This window comes from Hydrogenophaga sedimenti (genome assembly GCF_051857515.1).
In the GTDB taxonomy this organism is placed as follows: Bacteria; Pseudomonadota; Gammaproteobacteria; order Burkholderiales; family Burkholderiaceae_C; genus Hydrogenophaga.
On sequence record NZ_JBPZHA010000006.1, the window covers coordinates 114,684 to 136,095 of the forward strand.

Annotated in this window: 19 protein-coding genes; 5 read left to right on the forward strand and 14 right to left on the reverse strand. The window is 67.7% G+C overall.

Going from position 1 to position 21,412, the window contains the following annotated elements:
• Positions 1-26 precede the first annotated feature (26 nt).
• The 5 genes from xylB to xylF form a co-directional block, all read right to left on the reverse strand.
• The gene (xylB, locus tag ACS5NL_RS11700; protein WP_439353965.1) at positions 27-1,475 is read right to left on the reverse strand and encodes a xylulokinase; all 1,449 of its coding nucleotides are present in this window, start codon (positions 1,473-1,475) and stop codon (positions 27-29) included.
• Positions 1,476-1,487: 12 nt separating this feature from the next.
• Positions 1,488-2,663 (reverse strand): ROK family transcriptional regulator, encoded by a 1,176-nt coding sequence (locus tag ACS5NL_RS11705; RefSeq protein WP_439353966.1) that lies wholly within the window; start codon positions 2,661-2,663, stop codon positions 1,488-1,490.
• Between the two features lie 26 nt (positions 2,664-2,689).
• A complete protein-coding gene (locus ACS5NL_RS11710) occupies positions 2,690-3,454 on the reverse strand; it encodes an ATP-binding cassette domain-containing protein (protein ID WP_439353967.1) in 765 nt (254 codons plus the stop codon).
• A complete protein-coding gene (locus tag ACS5NL_RS11715) occupies positions 3,451-4,584 on the reverse strand; it encodes a sugar ABC transporter permease (protein WP_439354207.1) in 1,134 nt (377 codons plus the stop codon). The genes ACS5NL_RS11710 and ACS5NL_RS11715 overlap by 4 nt, the downstream gene beginning before the upstream one ends.
• Before the next feature lie 141 nt (positions 4,585-4,725).
• Positions 4,726-5,745, reverse strand: a complete 1,020-nt coding sequence (gene xylF / locus ACS5NL_RS11720; protein WP_439353968.1) for a D-xylose ABC transporter substrate-binding protein — start codon at positions 5,743-5,745, stop codon at positions 4,726-4,728.
• Between the two features lie 217 nt (positions 5,746-5,962).
• Between xylF and ACS5NL_RS11725 the strand changes: the two genes are divergently transcribed.
• Genes ACS5NL_RS11725 through ACS5NL_RS11735 form a run of 3 tightly spaced genes read left to right on the forward strand, consistent with a single transcriptional unit; the run spans position 5,963 to position 9,899 of the window.
• A complete protein-coding gene (locus tag ACS5NL_RS11725) occupies positions 5,963-7,579 on the forward strand; it encodes a CRTAC1 family protein (RefSeq protein ID WP_439353969.1) in 1,617 nt (538 codons plus the stop codon).
• Positions 7,576-8,919, forward strand: coding sequence for a vanadium-dependent haloperoxidase (locus ACS5NL_RS11730; RefSeq protein WP_439353970.1), 1,344 nt, complete (start codon positions 7,576-7,578; stop codon positions 8,917-8,919). The genes ACS5NL_RS11725 and ACS5NL_RS11730 overlap by 4 nt, the downstream gene beginning before the upstream one ends.
• Positions 8,916-9,899, forward strand: a complete 984-nt coding sequence (locus ACS5NL_RS11735) for an aldose 1-epimerase (protein ID WP_439353971.1) — start codon at positions 8,916-8,918, stop codon at positions 9,897-9,899. The genes ACS5NL_RS11730 and ACS5NL_RS11735 overlap by 4 nt, the downstream gene beginning before the upstream one ends.
• On the opposite strand, the gene tal is transcribed toward ACS5NL_RS11735, so the two are convergent.
• On the reverse strand, positions 9,874-10,815 hold the full coding sequence (gene tal, locus ACS5NL_RS11740; RefSeq protein WP_439353972.1) for a transaldolase: 942 nt from the start codon (positions 10,813-10,815) through the stop codon (positions 9,874-9,876). The two genes, ACS5NL_RS11735 and tal, sit on opposite strands and share 26 nt — an antisense overlap.
• Positions 10,816-10,900: 85 nt before the next feature.
• On the opposite strand from tal, the gene ACS5NL_RS11745 reads away from it, so the two are divergent.
• Positions 10,901-11,749: a MurR/RpiR family transcriptional regulator gene (locus ACS5NL_RS11745; protein ID WP_439353973.1), complete on the forward strand. Its 849-nt coding sequence runs from the start codon at positions 10,901-10,903 to the stop codon at positions 11,747-11,749.
• Positions 11,750-11,998: 249 nt separating this feature from the next.
• Here the strand turns inward: ACS5NL_RS11745 and ACS5NL_RS11750 are convergent, their stop codons facing one another.
• The 7 genes from ACS5NL_RS11750 to ACS5NL_RS11780 form a co-directional block, all read right to left on the reverse strand.
• The gene (locus tag ACS5NL_RS11750; protein WP_439353974.1) at positions 11,999-13,018 is read right to left on the reverse strand and encodes an ABC transporter ATP-binding protein; all 1,020 of its coding nucleotides are present in this window, start codon (positions 13,016-13,018) and stop codon (positions 11,999-12,001) included.
• Positions 13,015-13,995: an ABC transporter ATP-binding protein gene (locus ACS5NL_RS11755; protein WP_439353975.1), complete on the reverse strand. Its 981-nt coding sequence runs from the start codon at positions 13,993-13,995 to the stop codon at positions 13,015-13,017. The genes ACS5NL_RS11750 and ACS5NL_RS11755 overlap by 4 nt, the downstream gene beginning before the upstream one ends.
• A complete protein-coding gene (locus tag ACS5NL_RS11760) occupies positions 13,992-14,903 on the reverse strand; it encodes an ABC transporter permease (RefSeq protein ID WP_439353976.1) in 912 nt (303 codons plus the stop codon). The genes ACS5NL_RS11755 and ACS5NL_RS11760 overlap by 4 nt, the downstream gene beginning before the upstream one ends.
• Positions 14,904-15,032: 129 nt before the next feature.
• Complete coding sequence (locus ACS5NL_RS11765; RefSeq protein WP_439353977.1) at positions 15,033-16,604, reverse strand: ABC transporter substrate-binding protein; 1,572 nt, start codon at positions 16,602-16,604, stop codon at positions 15,033-15,035.
• Between the two features lie 30 nt (positions 16,605-16,634).
• Positions 16,635-17,858, reverse strand: coding sequence for a M20 aminoacylase family protein (locus ACS5NL_RS11770; protein ID WP_439353978.1), 1,224 nt, complete (start codon positions 17,856-17,858; stop codon positions 16,635-16,637).
• Positions 17,858-18,838, reverse strand: coding sequence for an ABC transporter permease (locus ACS5NL_RS11775; protein WP_439353979.1), 981 nt, complete (start codon positions 18,836-18,838; stop codon positions 17,858-17,860). The genes ACS5NL_RS11770 and ACS5NL_RS11775 overlap by 1 nt, the downstream gene beginning before the upstream one ends.
• A gap of 146 nt (positions 18,839-18,984) precedes the next feature.
• Positions 18,985-19,830 (reverse strand): DUF3047 domain-containing protein, encoded by an 846-nt coding sequence (locus ACS5NL_RS11780; protein WP_439353980.1) that lies wholly within the window; start codon positions 19,828-19,830, stop codon positions 18,985-18,987.
• Between the two features lie 170 nt (positions 19,831-20,000).
• Between ACS5NL_RS11780 and ACS5NL_RS11785 the strand changes: the two genes are divergently transcribed.
• Positions 20,001-20,342: a ComEA family DNA-binding protein gene (locus ACS5NL_RS11785; RefSeq protein ID WP_439353981.1), complete on the forward strand. Its 342-nt coding sequence runs from the start codon at positions 20,001-20,003 to the stop codon at positions 20,340-20,342.
• Positions 20,343-20,427: 85 nt separating this feature from the next.
• Here ACS5NL_RS11785 and ACS5NL_RS11790 read toward each other — a convergent pair whose 3' ends face one another.
• Complete coding sequence (locus ACS5NL_RS11790; RefSeq protein ID WP_439353982.1) at positions 20,428-21,348, reverse strand: porin; 921 nt, start codon at positions 21,346-21,348, stop codon at positions 20,428-20,430.
• Positions 21,349-21,412: the final 64 nt, after the last annotated feature.

The following is a 21,412-nucleotide window of genomic DNA, read 5'->3' on the forward strand; positions in this document are numbered from 1 at the left end:
CGTTGGAATGCGTTCGGTGAAAGTCATCAGGGCCTGCGGTACAGGCGGCGGAAAAGTTCATGGCGTGGCGCCAGCAGTTCGCGCTCGGCCGGGTCGGGGCGGTAGACGGTGTCGACCGGTGGCAGCAGGCAGACCGAGGCCATCGGCGCGCCGACGCTGAGTGCGCCCAGCCGTGCGGCACCGAGCGCGCCGCCGATGGCGGAGTCGCCGTGGGTGACGATCTCGACGTTCAGCGCGCTGGCCAGCATCTGGGCCCAGAAGGCGCTGCGGGCACCGCCGCCCACCAGCGACAGGCGCGAGACGGTGCTGCCGGCGGCGTTGAGTGCGGCCAGGCCGTCGAGCAACCCGAAGCTCACGCCTTCCATCACCGCGTAGCCCAGGCGGGCGGCGCCGGTGTCGAAGTCCAGTCCGTGGAAGCTGCCGCGCACCTTCGCGTCGTTGTGGGGCGTGCGCTCGCCGCCGAGGTAGGGCAGGAACAGGGGTGACGCGGCGCGGTCCTGCAGGCTCAGACCCGCCGCACGCGCGGCCACCTCGCCGGCGTTGTTTGCACCGAGCAGATCGGACGCCCATTGCACCGCGCTGGCGGCCGAGAGCATCACGCTCATCTGGTGCCAGCGGCCCGGCACCGCGTGGCAGAACGCGTGCGTGGCGCTGGCGGCGTTGGGCTGGTAGTCGGGCGTGACCACGAACAGCACGCCGCTGGTGCCCAGCGAGAGAAAACCCTGGCCCGCCTCGACCGCGCCCATGCCGATGGCGCTGGCCGCGTTGTCGCCCGCGCCGCCGGCCACCACCGTGCCCGGCCGCAGCCCCAGCGTCTGCGCGACCTCGGTCTTCAGACGGCCACTAGCCTCGCTGCCCTCGACCAGGCGCGGCATGTGGGCACGCGTCAGCCCGGTCAGCGCCAGCAGCTCGTCGGACCACGCACGGCGCCGCACGTCCAGCCAGAGCGTGCCGCTGGCGTCCGACAGGTCGCTCACGTGGTCGCCGGTCAGCATCAGGCGCACATGGTCCTTGGGCAGCAACACCTTGGCCACGCGCCGGAAGATTTCGGGTTCGTGGCGCGCGACCCAGCGAAGCTTGGGCGCGGTGAAGCCGGGCATCGCCAGGCTGCCGCCGAGCTCGCTGAGCGCGGGCAGCTCGGCCATCATCTCGCTGCACTCGGCCGCGCAACGCGTGTCGTTCCAGAGGATGGCCGGCCGCAGCACCTGGTCCTGCGCGTCGAGCAGGACCGCGCCATGCATCTGGCCCGACAGGCCGATGGCCTCGGTCGCCGCGTATTCGGCCGGGTGCGCGGCGCGCAGGCTGGCCAGCGCCGCCTGGGTGGCGGTCCACCAGTCGGCCGGGGCCTGCTCGCTGTGGCCGGGGTGCGGCCGCGACACCGTGAGCGCCGACCCCGCCGAACCGATGACGCGCTGGTCAGGCCCCAGCAACAGGGCTTTCACTTCGGAGGTACCGATGTCGATGCCGATGAACATGGTTGGGCAATGTCAGTGGAGGACTTGGTGCGGCACGCCGTCGGTCCGGTCTTCGGGTTCGACCGGCAGGGACGCCAACGCCGGCGCGTGCATCGGCCGCAGTTCGTGGTGCAGCACCAGTGCCGCCGCGCCGACGGCCGAGGCCAGCAGCCCGTAGCGCGCCGGCCGCACCAGGGGTGCCGCCACGCCCGCGCTGGCCGCGTAGCCCGCCAGCGTGTCCCGGGCCGTGCGCACGATGCCCGGGTACCGCCCGCAGGACGGTCCGCCCACCACCAGCGAGCCGGGGTTGAAGGTGGTCCAGAGGTTCTGCAACACCACGCCCAGGAACACGCCGCCGCGCGCCGGGTCGGGCAGGCGGTCCAGCGCCCGCGCGCCGAAGAAGGTCTCCGCACAGCCCCTGCGCCCGCAGGAGCAGTCCGGCCCGTCGATCTGCAGGATGCTGTGGCCGATTTCGCCGGCCATGCCCTGCAGGCCGGTGAACAGGCGGTCGTTGAGCACGATGCCCGCCCCCACGCCGGCGCCACAGGTCACGAAGATCAGCGAGTCCATGGCATCCCCGTCGGTGAACTCGTACTCGCTGAGCGCCGCGGTGTCGGCTTCGTTCTGCACGTGCACGGCGACAGCCGGACAGCCCGCCTCGGCCAGTGCCCGCGCGATCATGGGCAGGAACATCACGTCGCGCCAGCCCAGGTTGGGTGCGAAGCGCACCGTCCCCGTGGCTTCGTCGAACGCGCCGGGCAGACCGATCCCGACACCCGAGACCAGCACCGGCCGCGCCGCCAGTTCGGCGTGCGCGCGCACCACCAGAGCGGCAACCTGGCGGCACACCGCGGCTGGCCCGCGGTCGGCCAGCGGCTCTTCGCTCGACCACAGCACCTCGCCGGTCAACGACACCCCGACCACCCGCAGCGACTCGACCGCGATTTCCACGCCGATCATGGCGCGGCGGCCGCCATCCAGCCGCAGCGGCGTCGACGGCCGGCCCAGCCCCTGGGCCGTGGAGATGCCGGTTTCGGTGATCCAGCCCTCGTCGATCAGCTCGCGCACCAGCAGACTGACCGTCGACTTGGTCAGGCCGCTTTCCTGCGCAAGCTGGGCGCGGGAGAGTCCGCTGCGGCGGCGCAGCAGGCGCAGCAGCACGCTGCGGTTGATTCGTTTGACCAGTTGCTGGTCGCCGGTGGTTTTCATGCGGATGTGGCGGGAAGCGTCAGGCCTCAGAGGCTGTGGGCCTGTGCTTTTCCCTCAGGTTGTTTGCCCGCGATGATCATGCCAAGAACCTCGTCCTCGGAGACATCGGCCGTGCGGTAGGCGCCCACCATGCGCCCGTTCTTCATCACCGCCAGCCGGTCACTGAGGCCGAACACGTCCGGCATGTCGTGGGTGATCAGGAAGATGCCCACGCCCTCGGCCTTGAGCTGGCGCACCAGGTTGCCCACCATCGCCGTCTCCTCAGGTCCCAGCGCCGCGGTCGGCTCGTCCATGATGAGGATGCGGGCGTTGAAGTAGATGGCGCGTGAGATCGCGACCACCTGCCGTTGCCCGCCCGAGAGCCGGCGCACCGGCGTGCGCACGTTGCGGAAGTTCTTGTTCAGCCGATGGAACACCTTGCGGGCCTCGGCGTCCATGCGGTGGTCGTCCAGCGTGTTCCAGCGCGTGAGCAGTTCGCGCCCCAGGAACAGGTTGGCCACCGCGTCCAGGTTGTCGGCCAGCGCCAGCGTCTGGTAGATCGATTCGATGCCGCAGCGCTGGGCATCGACCGGGGTGCGGATGTGGGCCTTCTCGCCGTTGATCAGCACCTCGCCGCTGTCGATCGGGTAGGCACCGGCCAGCATCTTCATCAGCGTCGACTTGCCGGCGCCGTTGTGGCCCAGCAGCGCCACCACCTCGCCGGGATACAGATTGATCGACACATCGTCGACCGCCCGCACGCCGCCAAACGACTTGCCGATCTGGCGCATCTCAACCAGCGGCGCGCTCATGACACGTCTCCGGTGACGCGGCGGTAGACGACATCGAACACCACAGCGGCGATCAGCACCTGGCCGATGATCACGTAGCGAAGACCGATGGAGATGTCCAGCAGCAGCAGGCCGCTGTCGATGCTCTGCATGATCAGCGCGCCCAGCACCGAGCCGAGGATGGACCCGCTGCCGCCGGCCAGCGCCGTGCCGCCGATCACGGCGGCCGCGATCACGTAGAGCTCCATGCCGGTGCCCAGCGAGTTGGTGCCGGCGTTCAGGCGGGCGATCGACACCATCGCCGCGATCGTGATCAGCACGCCCATCAGGGCGAACAGCATCAAGGTCACGCGGCGCACCGGAATGCCGACCAGCGCGGCCGCCTCGGGGTTGCCGCCCATGGCAAACACATAACGTCCGAAGCGCGTGCGGTGCACGATGAACGACAGCACCAGCGCCACGCCACCCCAGATCAGCACCGGGATCGGCACGCCCTGCGGCGCCTCCTTGGTCGGGATCTGGTAGGCGCTCATGGTGGCCACGAAGGCGACCACGATCACCGCCGGCACCGCGGTGACCAGGGTGTCCAGCCACAGCGGCGGGTTGGGTACTTCGTAGGCCGCTTTGGCGCGGCGGCGCAACCAGGTCTGGATGCACAGCGCCGCCACCAGGACCGCGGCCAGCATCCAGCTGGCCTGCACGCCGATGGCGCCATCAAAGCCACCACCCAGGCGCTGGAAGAACGCGTCGTTGACCGGCTGTGTCTTGCCATCGGCCACCAGGAAGGCCGCGCCGCGGAACGACATCAGCCCGCCCAGCGTGACCACGAAAGAAGGCACGCCCAGCATCGCCGTCAGGGCCCCCTGGTAGAGCGACACCGCGATCGCCACCGCCAGCCCGGCCAGCGAGGCCTCGACCCAGTGCCAGCCCGCGGTGTACATCAGCGTCGCGATCAGCACGCCGACGAAGCCCATCACGGAACCGACCGACAGGTCGATGTGGCGCGCCACGATCACCAGCACCACCACGGTCGCCACGATGCCGACCACCGCGGTCTGCTGCGCGATGTTGTAGAGGTTCTCGGGCGACAGGAACAGGCCGCCCGAGAGGATGTTGAACACCACGGCGGTCAACACCAGAACGAGCCCCATCAGCACCAGCCGCCAATCGACAGCCAGTTGCCTGAGGACATTGGGAACAGGACTCACAGATGTGCTCCATCAGAAAAAAAGAACCGCGGGCCGATCCAGCCCGCGGTTCGAGGGCCCCCATCCATCAGGAGAGCGAGGAGATCACTTGCAGGCGGCCGGACCCTTGGCGGCGTCCACCCCCTTGCACAGGTCTTCTTTCTTGATCCAGCCGGCCTTGACCACCAGGTCCAGGTTCTTGGCCGTGATCGGCACTGGTTTGAGGAACTGCGCCTGCAAGGAGACTTTCTTCTCGCCACCGGCCCAGGCCGACGCCCCGTTGACCTTCTGGCCCTTGGCCAGCGACACCGCGGCGGACGCGGCGTCGCGGCCGAGGTCGCGCGCATCCTTCCAGACCGACACCGTCTGCGAGCCCGCGGCGACGCGGTTGAGCGCCGCGTGGTCGCCGTCCTGGCCCGACACCGGAATGCCCTTGATGCCCTTGGCGGTCAGTGCCGCGACCACACCGCCGGCCGTGCCGTCGTTGGAGGCCACCACGGCGTCGATCTTGCCGCCGGTCTTGGTGATGATCTGCTCCATGTTCTTCTGCGCCACCTCGGGCTTCCAGCCGTCGGTGTATTCCTCGCCGACGATCTTGATGTCGCCCTTCTTGATCGCCGCGTCCAGCACTTCCTGCTGGCCGCCGCGCAGGAAGTTGGCGTTCGGGTCGGTGGGCGAGCCCTTGATCATCACGTAGTTGCCCTTGGGCTTGGCCTCCAGCACGGCGCGCGCCTGCATGCGGCCGACCTCGACGTTGTCGAAGGTGATGTAGAACACGCCGGGTGCTTCGATCAGGCGGTCGTAGGCGACCACCGGAATCTTCTGCTGCGCCGCCTTGTTGACGGCCGGCAGGATCGCGTCCTTGTCCATCGCCAGCACGATGAGGACCTTGGCGCCCTTGGCGATCAGCGAGTCGACATCCGACAACTGCTTCTCGGGCGATCCGCCCGCGTCGGCGCTGATGTAGCTGGCGCCCAGCTTGGCCAGCTGGTCCTTGATGGCTTTCTCGTCGGTCTTCCAGCGTTCTTCCTGGAAGTTGGACCAGCTCACGCCCACCACTTGCGCGAACGCACCGGCACTGGCCAGTCCCAGCGAGAGCGCGATCAGGGTTCTCTTCAGTTTCATCCTTGTCTCCAGTGAACGGCCTGTCGGACAGACCGGTATTTGTTGATGCATGGCTTGGACTCATCGTGCCGCCGGCTCCCCACACAGCCATTTAGTACGGACGACGAACTAATTATGCGAACGACCCGTGCAGTCGACCAATTGGGACAAACCCGACATAGTTCGTTGCACGAACTTAATAAGATGGCCTGGGTTCCATCTCTTCCAAAGGCCTCCTGTGCCCCTGCTCCGACAACCCCTGGCCAGCCTCTGCACCGCCCTGCTGATGGGTGTCCCGGCGTGGGCCGGCGCCGCCGCCCCGGTGCCCGACATCCCCCGGTTTGCCGAAGAAACCGAGAGCGCCGGACTGCAAAGCCGCTTCGAGGGCGAAGAGGAATACGTGGTGGGCGGCGGGGTCGCGGCCTTCGACTGCGACGACGACGGACTGCCGGACCTGTACGTGACCGCCGGCGTCGGCAAGGCCAGGCTCTACCGCAACCGCAGCCAGCGGGGCCAGGCGCTGCGGCTGCAGGAACACCGCTCCGGCCTGGAGACCACCAACGCCATCGGCGCCTACCCGCTGGACATCGACGGCGACGGCATCGCCGACCTGGTGGTCCTGCGGGTGGGCGAGGTGCAGGTCTACCGCGGTCTGGGGCAGTGCCGGTTCGAGCGCGCCAACGAGGCCTGGGGATGGCAGACCGGCAACGGCTGGCACACGGCCATGTCGGCCACCTGGGAGCGCGGCCAGCGCTGGCCGACGCTGGCGATCGGCACCTACACCGACCGCAGCAAACCGGATTTTCCCTGGGGCAGCTGCACGCCCTCCCTGCTGTTGCGGCCCCGGGCCGAAGGCGGCTACCGGCCAGCCCAGCCGCTGGTGCCGGGGCATTGCGCGCTGTCGATGCTGTTCTCCGACTGGAACCGCTCGGGCACCGCTTCGCTGCGGGTCAGCAACGACCGCGAGTACTACAAGGGCGGCGAGGAACAGCTCTGGCGCATCCCGCCCGACGCTGCGCCGCTGCGCTACGGTCCGGCCGACGGCTGGAAGCCGCTGCAGATCTGGGGCATGGGCATCGCCAGCCACGATCTCACCGGCGACGGCTATCCCGAGGTGTTTCTCACCAGCATGTCCGACAACAAGCTGCAGGTGCTGGAAGCGGGCCCGGCACAGCCGCGTTACATGGACATCGCGTTCAAGCGCGGCGCCACGGCGCACCGTCCCTATGTCGGCGGCGATGTGCGCCCCTCGACCGCCTGGCACGCCCAGTTCGCCGACCTCAACAACGACGGACTGACCGACCTGTTCGTGGTCAAGGGCAATGTGTCCTCCATGCCGGACTTCGCCGCGCTGGACCCGAACAACCTGCTGCTGCAGGCCGCCGACGGGCAGTTTGTCGAGGCCGGCCACACCGCCGGGCTGGCCAGTGTGCTGCGCGGTCGCGGCGGTCTGGTGGTGGACTTCAACGGCGACGGCCTGCTGGACGTGGTGGTGGTCAACCGCGGTGACCGGGCCCAGCTCTGGCGCCAGCTGCCGTCGCCATCCCCGGACGCCGCCCGCTGGCTGCAGCTGAGGCTGCGGCAGGAAGGCGGCAACCGCGACGCGGTGGGTGCCTGGGTGGAGGTACGGACCGGCCCTCCCGGGAACCCCATCGTGCAGCGCCAGGAACTGACCGTGGGCGGCGGTCACGCCAGCGGCCACCTCGGCTGGATGCACTTCGGGCTGGGCACGGCCAGCCGGGCCGAGGTCCGCGTGCAGTGGCCGCAAGGCGACTGGAGCGCCTGGCAGGCCGCCGATGCCACCGGTTTCTACGTCCTGTCGCCTGCGGGCCTCACGCCATGGAGAGCACCATGATCCGCCGCGCCCTGTTTCGCTGCCTGATCGGCCTGTGCGGACTGGGTGCCGCGGCACCCGCACCGGCCACCACGTCGGTTCCCGCCGAGGCCTACAGCGCCGAGGTGGCCACCGAATGGTTCGGCCTGGCCCTGCTGCTCACCCAGCAGACACCCGGCATGAGCCCGCCGGTGGCGTCGCGGGCCCTGGCCTATCTGGGTCTGACGCTGTACGAATCGGTGGTGGCCGGCATGCCGGACCACCGCAGCCTGGCGGGCCAGCTCAACGAACTGCAGTCCCTGCCCTGGGCGCAGCCCGACGAAGCCCTGCACTGGCCCACGGTGGCCCACTCGGCGATGGCGGCCATGACCCGCATGATGTTTCCGCAGGCCAGCGCCGAGAACCGCGCCCGCATCGATCTGCTCGAACGCAGCCTGCCGCTCAAGCTGGCGCGGGACTTCGATCCCCAGCGGGTCGGCGCCGACATGCGCACCCGGTCCGAGACCTTCGGCAAGCTGATGGCGATGGCCGTCATGACCTGGGCCCGCACCGACGGTGGGCACGAGGCCTGGGGTCCGCTGCGCCGCCACCAGGCCAACTACGTGCCGCCCAGCGGCGCCGGCCAGTGGTCTCCCACGCCCCCGGCCTTCGGCCCCGCCCTGCTGCCCTGGTGGGGCGACGTCCGTCCGTTCGCACTGAACGGCGCCGCGGCGTGCCCGGCTCCACCCCCGCCGGCCTACGACGAACAGGCCGGCTCGGTGTTTCACCGCGAGACCGTGGAAGTGCACCGCATCAGCCAGGCCGCCACCCAGGAGCAGCGCCAGGTCTCCCTGTACTGGGCCGACGACCCGCTCAAGACGCCCACACCCGCAGGACACTGGGGCTTCATCGCCACCGATCTGCTCAAACAGAACAAGGCCAGCCTGGCCCGCGCCGCCAGGGTGTACGCCCGCCTGCACCTGGCCATGGCCGACGCCTTCATCGCCACCTGGAACACCAAATACGCGGTCAACCGCCTGCGTCCGGTGACTGCCGTGCAGCTGATGCTCGACAGCCAGTGGGTGCCGACGCTGATGCACACGCCACCCTTCCCCGAGTACCCGTCCGGGCATTCGGTGCTGTCGTCGGCGGCCGCCGGTGTGCTGGAGCACGAGTTCGGCGCCCAAACGCGCTTCACCGACAACACGCACAACGACCGGGGCTGGGGCCCACGCAGCTTTGCCAGCTTCCGGGCGGCCGCCGACGAAGCGGCGGTGTCGCGCCTCTATGCAGGCATCCATTTCCGCAGCGGCATCGAAGGCGGCAAGGTCCAGGGGCGCTGCGTCGCCCAACGGGCGCTCGGTCTGGTCATGAACCCATGAACGGGACGGCTGCTGCGCCCCTGACCACCGCTTGCGGCGGCCATGCGGTCCACTGGCTGGACGATGGCCGGCAGCGGCTGGGACTCATCCCCGGCATGGGCGGCAGCGTGGCGGCCTGGATGCTGCATCCCGCAGTCGCGGGCAGCGGCCGGCATCCGGACACACCGTTCCACCTCTGGCGGCCGTGGTTCGGCGACACCGATCGGTTCTCGGTGGCGTCGCTGCCGCTGGTGCCCTGGTCCAACCGGGTGAGCGGGGGCGGCTTCGGGCATGGTGGCCGGTTCTTCCCGCTCCACCCCAATCGCAAAGGGGAGCCCTGCCCGATCCACGGCGAGGGCTGGCTGCAGGCCTGGGAGGTGCAGGTCCACGACGCGCATCGGCTGGACATGCAGCTGGACTCGGAGCACTTCATGGACAGCCCCTATGCCTTCGTGGCCACGCAAAGTTACCGGCTGCTGCCCGACGGCATCCGGCAGACGCTGACCGTGACGCACCGGGGCGCGTCTGCCCTGCCCTATGGCCTGGGGCAACACCCCTGGCTGCTGCGAACACCGGAGACCCGCGTTCGGGCGGCGGTCGAGGGTGTCTGGCTCTGCGGCGCCGACCGCCTGCCGACCCTGCACGAGCCGGCGGTGGACCACTGGGACCTGCGGGCCGGCATCCCGGCCTACGGCCGACTGATCGACAACGCCTTCACCGGCTGGAGCGGCACCGCCCGCATCGAGTGGCCCGACACGGGATGGGCGCTGAACCTGCACCAGGCCGACATCCACCCCGACAGCTGCCTGCTGGTGTTCCGCCCGGAGAGCGGCCCCTCGTTCTGCGTCGAGCCGGTGACCCATCCGGTCGACGCCATCCACCTGCCGGGACAACCGGGGCTGCGGTGGCTCGAACCGCAAGCGTCCATGACGCTCGACCTGCGATGGGCGTTCGAGCGGCTGGAAAACGCCGCGCTCAGCGCATCAACGCTTCGAGCTTGATGGTGTCGGCCACGAAGGCACGGATGCCTTCGGACAGCTTCTCGGTCGCCATCGCGTCTTCGTTGAGCGCGAAGCGGAAGCCGGCTTCGTCGTACTGCACGAAAGGAATGTCCATGGCCTGCGCCGTGCCGGCGTCCAGCGCCTTGGTCAGCGGTGCTTCGCTGGCGGCCAGTTGCGCCAGCAGGTCGGGGCTGATGGTCAGCAGGTCACAACCGGCCAGCGCCGTGATCTGGCCCGCGTTGCGGAAGCTCGCGCCCATCACCTCGGTGGCGATGCCGTGCTTCTTGTAGAAGTTGTAGATCGCCTGCACCGACTTCACGCCGGGGTCGTTGGCACCGGCCATCGCGGCCTCGTCCCAGCTGGCACCGGCCTGCTTCTTGTACCAGTCGTAGATGCGACCGACAAAGGGCGAGATCAGCTGCACCTTGGCCTGGCCGCAGGCCACGGCCTGGCAGAACGAGAACAGCAGCGTCAGGTTGGTGTGGATGCCGTCGCGCTCCAGCCGCGCGGCCGCCTGGATACCTTCCCAGGTCGAGGCGATCTTGATCAGGATGCGGTCCACATGCACGCCCTCGCCCTGGTACAGGTCGATGATGCGGCGCGCGCGGGTCACGGTCGCTTCGGTGTCGAAGCTCAGACGGGCATCCACCTCGGTCGACACACGACCGGGCACGTGTTTCAGGATCTCGATGCCGAACGCCACCAGCAGGCGGTTCATGACCTCGTCCTTGCCCTGGGCGCCGTACTTCGCCACCGCGTCCTGCAGCAGGTGGGCGTATTCGGGCTTCTGCACCGCCTTGAGGATCAGCGACGGATTGGTCGTCGCATCGCGGGGCGAAAACGCCGCAATCTGTTTGAAATCACCGGTGTCGGCGACCACGGTGGTGAGCTGTTTGAGGGCGTCAAGCTGGTTCATCGCGCCATTATCGGGTGTAATAAGGTTTCACAACCGTTCGGTAACCAATCCGAAACCCGTTGGTAACTCTCCCCGGCGCACCACCATGCTCGACCGCATCAAAGCCTCCATGCCTTCCCTGGCACCCGCCGAACAGCGCGTGGGCAAACTCGTGCTGCTGGACCCCCGCAGCTTCGCCAGCCTGCCGGTCTCCGAGCTGGCCGACCGCGCCCACGTGAGCAAGCCGACCGTGGTGCGCTTCTGCCGCAGCATGGGTTACGACGGGCTGTCGGACTTCAAGCTCAAGCTGGCCGGCACGGTGAGCGAAGGCGTGCCCTTCATCCACCGCAGCGTGGACGTGGACGACAAGGTCAGCGACGTGCTGGTCAAGGTGATCGACAACACCGTGGCGGCCTTCCTGAAATACCGCAACGACGCCTCGACCCACTCGATCGAAAAGGCGGTCGACGCCCTGCTGGCGACCTACAAGAACAAGGGCCGCATCGAGTTCTACGGCGCCGGCAACTCGGGCATCGTGGCGCAGGACGCGCAGCACAAGTTCTTCCGCCTGGGCATCAACGCCATCGCCTACAGCGACGGCCACATGCAGGTGATGAGTGCCTCGCTGCTGGGCCCGGGCGACTGCGTGGTGATCGTGTCCAACTCGGGCCGCACGCGCGATCTGATGGACGCCGCCGACATCGCGCGCAAACACGGCGCGACCGTGATCGTGGTCACCGCCAGCGGCTCGCCTCTGGCCACCGCCGGCCACATCCACCTGGCCGCGGACCACCCCGAGGGCTACGACCGCTACAGCCCCATGACCTCGCGCCTGATGCACCTGATGGTGATCGACGTGGTCGCCACCTGCCTGGCGCTGCGCATCGGCGGCAACAAGCTGCAGCCGCTGCTCAAGGAAATGAAGAACAACCTGCGGAGCAAACGGTACGCATAAGCGTGCGCGATGCGCACAGCTTCTGCGGCCCCCTGCGCCGCTTCGCGTCTTCCCCCAAAGGGGGACGATGCCTGTGGCTCGGCGGAGCCGATGCCACGGCATCCTGGATTGAAGTCCGGCGCGTCGACGACACCCGAGGACGATGGGCGCTCCCCGCAGCGAAATAAAGGAGGAGGCCCGCGCAGCGGGCCGGGGGACATTCGCGGAGGGGAGCGCCCCTCGTCCGCGCCAACGCCCACCCGCCTCCGATCAGATTCGGCCCTCTTCCACCGCGTGACAGGCGATGCGCACGCCGCCAATCGTCTGCAGCACCGGCCGCTCGGCGCGGCACCGCTCGTTCACATGCGGGCAGCGCGGATTGAAGGCGCACCCGGCCGGTGGGTCCAGCGGATTGGGCACCTCGCCCTGCACCGGCGTGCGCGCCCGGCCGGTCTCGTGGATCTTCGGGATCGCGTCCAGCAACATGCGCGTGTACGGGTGGCGCGGGCTGTCGAACAGCGTGCGCTTGTCCGCCAGCTCCACCAGCCGCCCCAGGTACATGACCCCCACCTGATCGCTCACGTGCCGCACCACCGCGAGGTTGTGGCTGATGAACAGGTAGGTCAGCCCCTGCCGGCGCTGCAGGTCCTTCATGATGTTGAGCACCTGGGCCTGCACGCTCACGTCCAGCGCCGAGGTCGGTTCGTCGCAGACCAGGAACTCGGGCTGTGTGGCGAGCGCGCGCGCGATCGAGATGCGCTGGCGCTGTCCGCCGGAGAACTGGTGCGGGTACTTGAGCGCGTCCAGCGGCGACAGGCCGACCGACTGCAGCAGCTCGCCGACGCGTTCGCGCAGCTCACTGGCGCCCGACAGCAGCCCGTGTTCGATCAGCGGTTCGCCCACGATGTCCTGCACCCGCCAGCGCGGGTTCAGGCTCGCGTACGGGTCCTGGAAGATCATCTGGATGCGCCGCCGCAGCTGCCGGCCCTGCGGCGTCTTGAAGGCCGCGTGCGCGTCCTGCCCGTCGAACTCGAAGCCGCCGCGCGTCGGCGCGTACAGGCCCACCAGCAGACGGGCCACCGTGCTCTTGCCGCAGCCCGATTCGCCGACCAGCGCCAGGGTCTGCCCGCGCTGGATCTCGAAGCTCACGCCGTCGACCGCCCGCAGCAGCTGGCGCGGCTTGCGCTCCAGCACGCGGTTGAGCCAGGGCGCCGAGACGTCGAAGGTCTTGGCCAGATCGGTGGCGCGCACCAGCGGCGCGTCCGGTGCCGTGCGCTCTGTCTCGCTCACGGCGACACCCTCCCGTTCGATCCGTCGTGCAGCCAGCAGGCCACGCGCGTCGCATCCGCCGCCAGCAGCTCGGGCCGCTGCGCCAGGCAGCGCTCGAAGGCGCGCTCGCAGCGCGGGTGGTAGGCGCAGCCGGAGGGAATGGCGTCGAGCCGCGGCATGGCGCCATCGATCTGGTGCAGGTGTTCGCGGTCTTCGGTGATGTCAGGAATGCAGCCCATCAGGCCCGCGGTGTAAGGATGCGCCGGCCGGTGGATCACGTCGTGCACCGGGCCGATCTCGGCGATGCGCCCCGCGTACATGACCGCCACCCGGTCGCAGGTCTCGGCGATCACGCCCATGTCGTGCGTGATCAGCATGACGGCCGCGCCGCGCTCGCGGCACAGCGTCTTGAGCAGGGTGATGATCTGCGCCTGGATCGACACGTCCAGCGCCGTGGTCGGCTCGTCCGCCACGATCAGGCGCGGCTCGGCCGCCAGCGCCAGGGCGATCACGACCCGCTGGCGCATGCCGCCGGAGAACTGGTGCGGATAGTGGTCGATGCGCTGCTCGGCCGCGGGAATGCCGGTGTCCTTGAGCAACTGGATCGCACGCCGGCGCGCCTCGGCCTGGCCCACCGGCAGATGCGTGGTGATGGTCTCGACCAGTTGCCGGCCCACGGTGTAGAGCGGATTCAGCGAGGTCAGCGGGTCCTGGAAAATCGCGCCGATCTGGCGGCCGCGCACCTTGCGCAGCTCGCTGGCCGGCAGGTGGTCGATGCGCCGTCCTTCCAGCAGGATCTCGCCGCTGGCGATGCGCCCCGGCGGTTCGAGCAGGCCGATGATGGCCGCGCCGGTGAGCGACTTGCCGGCGCCCGACTCGCCGACCACGCCCAGGATCTCGCCCGGCGCGATCTCGAACGACACACCGTCCAGCGCCCGCAGCGTACCGCGGCGGTGCGGAAACTCGACAACCAGGCTGTTGACTTGCAGCAGGCTCATCTCAACCTCGGGTTGAGCGCGTCGCGCAGCCAGTCGCCCAGCAGGTTGACCGACAGCGAGATCAGCACCAGCATCGCGCCGGGGAACACGGTGATCCACCACTCGCCGGAAAACAGGTAGTCGTTGCCGACGCGGATCAGCGTGCCCAGCGACGGGGAAGTGACCGGTGCGCCGACACCGAGGAAGGACAGCGTGGCCTCGGTGATGATCGCGGTGGCCACGTGGATCGTGGCCAGCACCAGCACCGGCCCCAGCACATTGGGCAGCACATGGCGCCGCATGATGCGCAGCGGCGGCACGCCGATCACCTGCGCGGCCTGCACATACTCCTTGCGGCGCTCGACCAGGGTCGATCCACGCACCGTGCGCGCGTACTGCACCCAGCCGGTCAGCGTGATCGACAGCACCAGCACGCCAAACGCCAGCGAGTCCTGCGCCTGCGGGAACAGCGCACGGCCGACGCCCGCGATCAGCAGAGCGACCAGGATCGGCGGGAACGACAGCATCACGTCGCACAGCCGCATCAGGAACGCATCCACCCAGCCACCCAGGAAACCCGCCAGCAAGCCGAAGAACACCCCGATCGCCACCGACAGCAGCACCGAGCTCACACTCACCGCCAGCGAGATCCGCGCCCCGTACATCACGGCCGAGAGGATGTCGCGCCCCTGGTCTTCGGTGCCGAGCAGGAAGCCGGGGTTGCCGCCCTCCATCCACGCCGGCGGCAGCCGCGCGTTGGACAGCTCCAGCGTCGCCAGGTCGAACGGATCGTGCGGCGCCACCCAGGGCGCGAACAGCGCACACCCCACGCACACGAGCGCAATCAGCGCCGCCACCATCGCCATCGGCGAGGTGCGGAAGCTGTGGCCGACATCGCTGTCGAGCCAGCGGCGAGCAAAAGCAATCAACGCAGGACTTTCGATCTCAAATGTCAGGGAAGCGGAGGGGGAGCCTGTCCAGGGCCGGCGCGGAACCGGCTTCGCCGGGCCGCTGCACGGCGTCCCCCTGGGGGGGAGCCGCGCAGCGGCGCAGGGGGGTTACTTCACGCTCATGTAGCGGAAGGGCATCTGGTTGTCGGCGCGCTGTGTCAGCTGCACGTTGTCGCCGACACCCCAGGCGAGCGCCTGCTGGTGCAGCGGCAGGTGGCCGATGTCGTCGGCGTGCAGCTTGAAGGCTTCCTTGATCATGGCGTCGCGCTTGGCCTTGTCGGTCTCCGACTGCACCTTCAACGTCAGCTCGTCCACCTTGGGATTGCAGTAGGCGCCCAGGTTGAACTGGCCCGAGCCCTTGTCGTCGACGCAGCGCATGATGGCGTTGAGCACGTTGTGCGCGTCGTAGGTGCTGGGCGACCAGCCCAGCAGGTACAAGCTGGTGTCGCGCTTGAGGATCTTGGGGAAGTAGGTGCCCTTGGTCTCGACCTGTAGGTTGATCTTCACGCCGATCTTGGCCAGGTTGGCCGCGACCGCCTGGCAGATGTTGCTGTCGTTCACGTAGCGGTCGTTCGGGCAGTTCATGCTGACCTCGAAGCCGTTCGGATAGCCGGCCTCGGTCAGCAGCTTCTTGGCGGCCTCGGGGTCGTAGGGCAGGCGGCCGCCCATGCTGGCGTCGTAGCCGTTCACACCCGGGCCGATCAGCTGGGCCGCCGGTGTGGAGGCCCCACGCATCACGTTCTTCTGGATGCCGTTGATGTCGATGGCCTGGTAGAAGGCCTGGCGAACCCGCTTGTCCTTGAACGGGTTCTTGCCCTTCACGCTCGAATACAGCAGCTCGTCGCGCTTCTGGTCCATGCCCAGGAAGATCCAGCGCAGCTCGGGGCCTTGCAGCACCTTGGCCTTGCCGCTGGCATTGATGCGCGCCACGTCCTGCAGCGGCACCGGCTCGATCACGTCCACCTGGCCCGACAGCAGGGCCGCGGCGCGGGTGGCGTCGTTGCCGATCGGCGTGTACTCCACATTGACCACGTTGCCTTCGATCTTGCCCCAGTAGCTGCCGTTGCGCACGAAGGAGGTCTTGACGTTGGGCTGGCGCTCGCGCAGGCGGAACGGGCCGGTGCCGTTGGCGCGGAACGACGCGGCGTTCTCGATGCCCTTGCGGCGGTCCACCGGCTTGGTCGCCTGGTTCTCTTCGCACCAGGCCTTGCTCATGATGTAGAAGAACGAGAGCTGATCGGGCAGGATCGGGAACGGCGCCTTGGTCTCGATCTCGACCGTGAAGTCGTTGATCTTGCGCACTTCCTTGAAGTCGTTGGTGTAGGAGCGCATGTCCGAGCCATCGCCCGCGCCGCGCGCCAGGCTGAACACCACGTCGTCGGCGGTGAACGGTTTGCCGTCGTGGAATTTCACGCCCTTGCGCAGCTCGAAGCGCCACACGGTCGGCGATGTCTGCTTCCAGGACGTGGCCAGCGCCGGCACCAGCTTGAGGTCCTTGTCTCGGTTGACCAGGGGCTCATAGACGTTGCCCAGCACGCTCAGCTGCAGCGACTCGTTGAGCGAGTGCGGGTCCATCGAGAGCGCGTCGCCCTGATTGCCGATGCGCACCGTCTGCGCCGAGGCCGCACCAGCGGCCGCCGCCAGCACCAGCGAAGTGATCAGGGACATCTTGAAATTCATGGCTCTCTCTCCTGGAAGTTGTCAAAGGAATCAATGTTCTTCGGTCGGCAGGGGCATGCCCTGCTCGATCAGACCCGCGTGCAGCGCCGCCCCCAGGGGCAGCACCTCGTCGTTGAAATCGTAGCGGCTGTTGTGCAGGAAGCAGCTGCCTTCGCCCCCCTGCCCCAGCCGCAGGTAGGCGCCGGGCTTGACCTGCAGCATGAACGAAAAATCTTCCGCGCCCATGCTCGGGTCCATCTCGGTGTCGACGTGCTCCTCGCCCACCAGTGACTGCGCCACCTGGGCGGCGAACCGTCCCTCCTCGGGGCTGTTGATGGTCGCCGGATAGATGCGTTCGTATTTGACATGCGCCGTCGCGCCCAGGCCCATGGCCACGCCCGAACACACTTCGTTGAGCCGACGCTCGACCAGCGCCTGGATCTCCGGGCTAAAGGTGCGCACCGTGCCGACCAGCGTCGCCGAACCGGGCACCACACTGAAGGCGCCGAGATCACCAGCCTGCATCGCGCACAGGCTGATCACCGCGCTGTCGACCGCCCGCACATTGCGCGAGACGATGCTCTGCACCGCCGTGATGATGTGCGCCGACACCAGCACCGGGTCGACCGTCAGGTACGGATGCGCCCCATGACCGCCCTTGCCGGTGATCTCGATCGTGATGCGATCGGCCGCCGCCATCATGGGCCCGGGATTGACGCCCACCGTGCCCGGCCGCATCTGCGGCCAGTTGTGCATGCCGTAGACCGACTGCACCGGGAAGCGCTCGAACAGACCGTCCTCGATCATGGCCTTGGCGCCCGCGAAGCCTTCTTCGCCCGGCTGGAAGATCAGCACCGCCGTGCCGTCGAACCGCCGCGTCTCGGCCAGGTAACGCGCCGCGCCGACCAGCATCGCCGTGTGGCCGTCGTGACCGCAGCCGTGCATCATTCCCTGCTTGGTCGACTTCCACGCGAAATCGTTGTGCTCGGTCATCGGCAGCGCGTCCATGTCGGCGCGCAGGCCGATCAGGTGGCCGCTGGTGCGTTGTCGGCCATGGATCACCGCCACCACGCCGGTCTTGCCGATGCCGGTGTGGATCTCGTCGACACCGCAGACCTTGAGCGATTCGATCACCCGTTTGGCGGTGTAGTGTTCCTCGAAGCCGATCTCGGGATGCGCATGCAGGTCGCGCCGCAGCGCGGTCAGTTCGGGGTGGTAGGCGGCGATGTGCGCAAAGGCTCGTCCCTGGGCGCGGATGCGGGCGGTGTGTGGCATCAATGGGCTCCGGCTCGCTCGACGCGCAAACGGGGATCGACCGCAAAGTACAGCAGGTCGACCACCAGGTTGATGACGACAAAGATCAGCGCGATCAGGCACAGGTAGGCCGCCATCACCGGGATGTCGGCGAAGGTCACGGCCTGGATGAACAGCAGGCCCATGCCAGGCCACTGGAACACCGTCTCGGTGATGATGGCAAACGCGATCAGGCCGCCAAGCTGCAGTCCGGTGATGGTCATGACCGGCACCAGGGTGTTCTTGAGCGCGTGACCGAAATGCACGGCGCGGTCGGTCAGGCCACGCGCCCGCGCGAACTTGATGTAGTCGGTGCGCAGCACCTCCAGCATCTCCGCCCGCACCAGCCGCATGATCAGCGTGAGCTGGAAGATCGCCAAAGTCAGTGCCGGCAGCACGATGTGGTGCCAGCCCTTGGCCGTCAGCAGCCCCGAACTCCACCAGCCCAGCGACACCACGTCTCCGCGGCCAAAACTCGGGAACCAGCCCAGATTCACCGCGAACACCAGGATCAGCAGGATGCCGATGAGAAACACCGGCAAGGACACACCCAGCAACGAGACGGTCATGAACAGCTGGCTGAGGAAACTGCCGCGCCGCAAGGCGGCGTACACCCCCATCGGCACACCAAGCGCCAGCGCCAGCGTCGCCGCGACAAAGGCCAGCTCCAGCGTGGCCGGCAGGCGCTCCGCGATCAGGCGGGACACCTTGGCCCCCTGGCGCAGACTGATGCCGAATTCGCCCTGGACCGCGTTGACGAGAAAGTGCCAGAACTGCACCACGAAGGGCTGGTCCAGGCCAAGATCGGAGCGCAACTGGCGGATCTGCTCCGGGGTGGCGTCCTGACCAAGCAGGAACACGACCGGATCGCCGACGAACTGGAACAGCATGAAGGCGATCAGAGCCACGCTGACCATCACCAGCACAGCCTGCACCAGCCGTCGGAGGATGAAGGCGGTCATTGCTGCGCCACCACCTCAGGAGAAGCTGCAAGCGGCCAGCGGTGCCGGCGTCGAGGAAGCTGGGTCGTACACGTCATGCGATCAGGAACTCTGCCGGGGATTGCAGACCTTGTTGATGCGTGACAACCCTATCACAAGGCCACCGGCTAACGCGAGCCCAGTGTCATTGGTCCGTACCAGGCGCGCAGGCGTGAGCGGGTATTGTCCGTGTCCGTCATCAAGGCCACGGCCCGCAGAGGTCCGGGCTCCTCACCAAACGCGCGGATGAAGTCCGAGCGGACATCGCGCCGGTAGTCGCGCCATTTCCCGACCTGCGCATCACCGCTTTCGACCACCACCTTGCGGATCCGGTCGGTGCGCGGATTGATGACCACCGTGTCCGGCGCATCGTGGTTGCTCCAGACATACATGAGCGTCGCATACGGCAACTCCTCGCCAGTGAGCAGGCGGCTCATCTCGGAGAGACGGTGGGTGCGCGCCGACAGCTTGCTGCGGTCGCCATCAAAGGCCAGCAGGATGCGCACGGGCGCATCCTCGTTCTCGGCCTCGTGCAGATTGGCCCCCTCGGGCAACGCCTCGACCATCCATGAGAAGTCGATCTGTCCGACTTGCGGGCCGCCGTGCGCGAACTGGCGCCGCAGAATGCTGACCGATTTGTCGGATTGCACCGACAGCGCCGCCCTGTCTTTCTTGCGGTCAATCTCGAACCCGGCAAAGCGCTTGCCGGGCAACCGGAACGGCATCCACGGCTCGCCACCAGAAGGCGTGTGCAGCAGGTCGGTCACCGCCGCGTTCCATGCCGCACCCTGCATGTCTGCGACCTCGGCGCGAGGCTCGCGGGCCGAAGACAACTCCTCGTTGCCTGTCAGCCCCGCGCACCCCACCATCGCAACGCACACCGCTCCCGCAACCAGAATCTTGAACACGACGACCTTGTGACTGAAAACCGCGTCGGACAGCTCACTCCACAGTGAGGGATCGGGCGGTGACATTTTGTTTCTGTGCTGCGTAGTCTACCGCCAGCCCGCACCGGACATCCCTTCTGCAGGGGAAGCCTCACCACCGGTAAATCGCTACATTTTTGCCCGTGGCACCGTCCCGGTGACCATGGTGGCCTCCAACCGAGGACCGCCTTTCAAACGAACCCAAGGAGGAAATACCCATGCTGAAACGCCTGCTCGCCCTTTTGATGACCCTCTGTGCAGCGACCGCCTTTGCGGCCGTGGATGTCAATACCGCCGGCTCCGCCGATCTGGACAGCGTCAAGGGCATCGGCCCAGGGACGTCTTCGAAGCTGCTGGAAGTCCGCAAGAGCGGCAAATTCAAGGACTGGCCGGACCTGATTGCGCGCATGCCCGGCATCGGCGAAAAGCGCGCCGCCAAACTGTCGGCAGAAGGCCTCACCGTGAACGGCGAAAGCTTCAAGGCCGTGGCAGCGACGACCACCAAACCGGCCACGGACAAGCCGGTCAAGGCCATCGCCACACCGGCCCCCAAGCAATAACGGAAACACCCAATAAAAAAAGCCACTTGGCGCAATGCCAAGTGGCTTTTTAACGTTCTGACTCAAGCGGCCGAAGCCGCGGTCATCAGAAAGTGTGCTTCAGACCGAAGCCATAACGGGTGTCAGGACCGGTGTTCTTGGTGTCCAGGAAACCGCCGTACACGGTGGTGCGCTTGGACAGCAGGTAAGCAACGCCCACGCCCAGACCAGACAGACGCTCAGCGCCGTCAGCCTTGGAGGAAGCGTAACCAGCGGACAGAACCACGTTGGAACCCAGCGGCACGTCAGCGCCGAAGGACAGGTCGGTGGTCTTCACGCTACCGGCCTTGACGTTGCCGTAGCCGGCCAGCAGCTTGACAGCGCCCAGGTCATAAGAACCGTTCACGCGGGTGAACTTGGTGTCGCCCTTGGTGGTGGTGTCCTTTTGGTAAGCAACACCAGCGTACACGGGGCCGCCGTTGTACTGAACGTTGAAGGCGGTCGACTGGTTGCCCGTGCCTTCCTTCAGGTTCGTGCTCAGGGCACCGCTCACGCCACCGAAGGTGGGGGTTGCGTAGTAGATACCGTTGGAGGGGTTACCAACGTAGCCGGTGCTGGCCCATACGCTGTTGACAGGCGACAGAACCGAATCAAAGACCGGGCTGGTAGCGCCAGAGATGTCGTCATAGGCAGACCAGATCTTGCCCAGCTTGAATTCGCCGAAGCCGCCGGACAGACCGACATAGGCTTGACGGTCGAACGAGGAACCCGCGGTGCGCTGGGTGCCGGTGTCGACGTTGAAACCGTGTTCCAGCAGGAAGTTGGCCTTCAGACCACCGCCCAGATCTTCCGAGCCCTTGAAGCCCAGACGGCTGCCGCTCACGCCACCAGAGGTCAGAGCCGCCGGAACGCCCTTGTCCTTGTGCAGCACAGCATCCACGACGCCGTACACACTGACGGAAGATTGAGCTTGAGCGAAACCAGCCACAGAGCTCAGAACGGCCAGAGCAATCAGAGATTTTTTCATTGCAAGTCCTTAAATGCTGGGCTCCCAGAGCCCGGTTGAACAACTGACATGTCATGGTAGCGCG

What these genes read in the sequence shown, in the direction of transcription:
- xylB (WP_439353965.1), bottom strand. Translation starts at nt 1,475, where the DNA reads ATGTTCATCGGCATCGACATCGGTACCTCCGAAGTGAAAGCCCTGTTG.
- ACS5NL_RS11705 (WP_439353966.1), bottom strand. Translation starts at nt 2,663, where the DNA reads ATGAAAACCACCGGCGACCAGCAACTGGTCAAACGAATCAACCGCAGC.
- ACS5NL_RS11710 (WP_439353967.1), bottom strand. Translation starts at nt 3,454, where the DNA reads ATGAGCGCGCCGCTGGTTGAGATGCGCCAGATCGGCAAGTCGTTTGGC.
- ACS5NL_RS11715 (WP_439354207.1), bottom strand. Translation starts at nt 4,584, where the DNA reads ATGGGGCTCGTTCTGGTGTTGACCGCCGTGGTGTTCAACATCCTCTCG.
- xylF (WP_439353968.1), bottom strand. Translation starts at nt 5,745, where the DNA reads ATGAAACTGAAGAGAACCCTGATCGCGCTCTCGCTGGGACTGGCCAGT.
- ACS5NL_RS11730 (WP_439353970.1), top strand. Translation starts at nt 7,576, where the DNA reads ATGATCCGCCGCGCCCTGTTTCGCTGCCTGATCGGCCTGTGCGGACTG.
- ACS5NL_RS11735 (WP_439353971.1), top strand. Translation starts at nt 8,916, where the DNA reads ATGAACGGGACGGCTGCTGCGCCCCTGACCACCGCTTGCGGCGGCCAT.
- tal (WP_439353972.1), bottom strand. Translation starts at nt 10,815, where the DNA reads ATGAACCAGCTTGACGCCCTCAAACAGCTCACCACCGTGGTCGCCGAC.
- ACS5NL_RS11745 (WP_439353973.1), top strand. Translation starts at nt 10,901, where the DNA reads ATGCTCGACCGCATCAAAGCCTCCATGCCTTCCCTGGCACCCGCCGAA.
- ACS5NL_RS11755 (WP_439353975.1), bottom strand. Translation starts at nt 13,995, where the DNA reads ATGAGCCTGCTGCAAGTCAACAGCCTGGTTGTCGAGTTTCCGCACCGC.
- ACS5NL_RS11765 (WP_439353977.1), bottom strand. Translation starts at nt 16,604, where the DNA reads ATGAATTTCAAGATGTCCCTGATCACTTCGCTGGTGCTGGCGGCGGCC.
- ACS5NL_RS11770 (WP_439353978.1), bottom strand. Translation starts at nt 17,858, where the DNA reads ATGCCACACACCGCCCGCATCCGCGCCCAGGGACGAGCCTTTGCGCAC.
- ACS5NL_RS11775 (WP_439353979.1), bottom strand. Translation starts at nt 18,838, where the DNA reads ATGACCGCCTTCATCCTCCGACGGCTGGTGCAGGCTGTGCTGGTGATG.
- ACS5NL_RS11780 (WP_439353980.1), bottom strand. Translation starts at nt 19,830, where the DNA reads ATGTCACCGCCCGATCCCTCACTGTGGAGTGAGCTGTCCGACGCGGTT.
- ACS5NL_RS11785 (WP_439353981.1), top strand. Translation starts at nt 20,001, where the DNA reads ATGCTGAAACGCCTGCTCGCCCTTTTGATGACCCTCTGTGCAGCGACC.
- ACS5NL_RS11790 (WP_439353982.1), bottom strand. Translation starts at nt 21,348, where the DNA reads ATGAAAAAATCTCTGATTGCTCTGGCCGTTCTGAGCTCTGTGGCTGGT.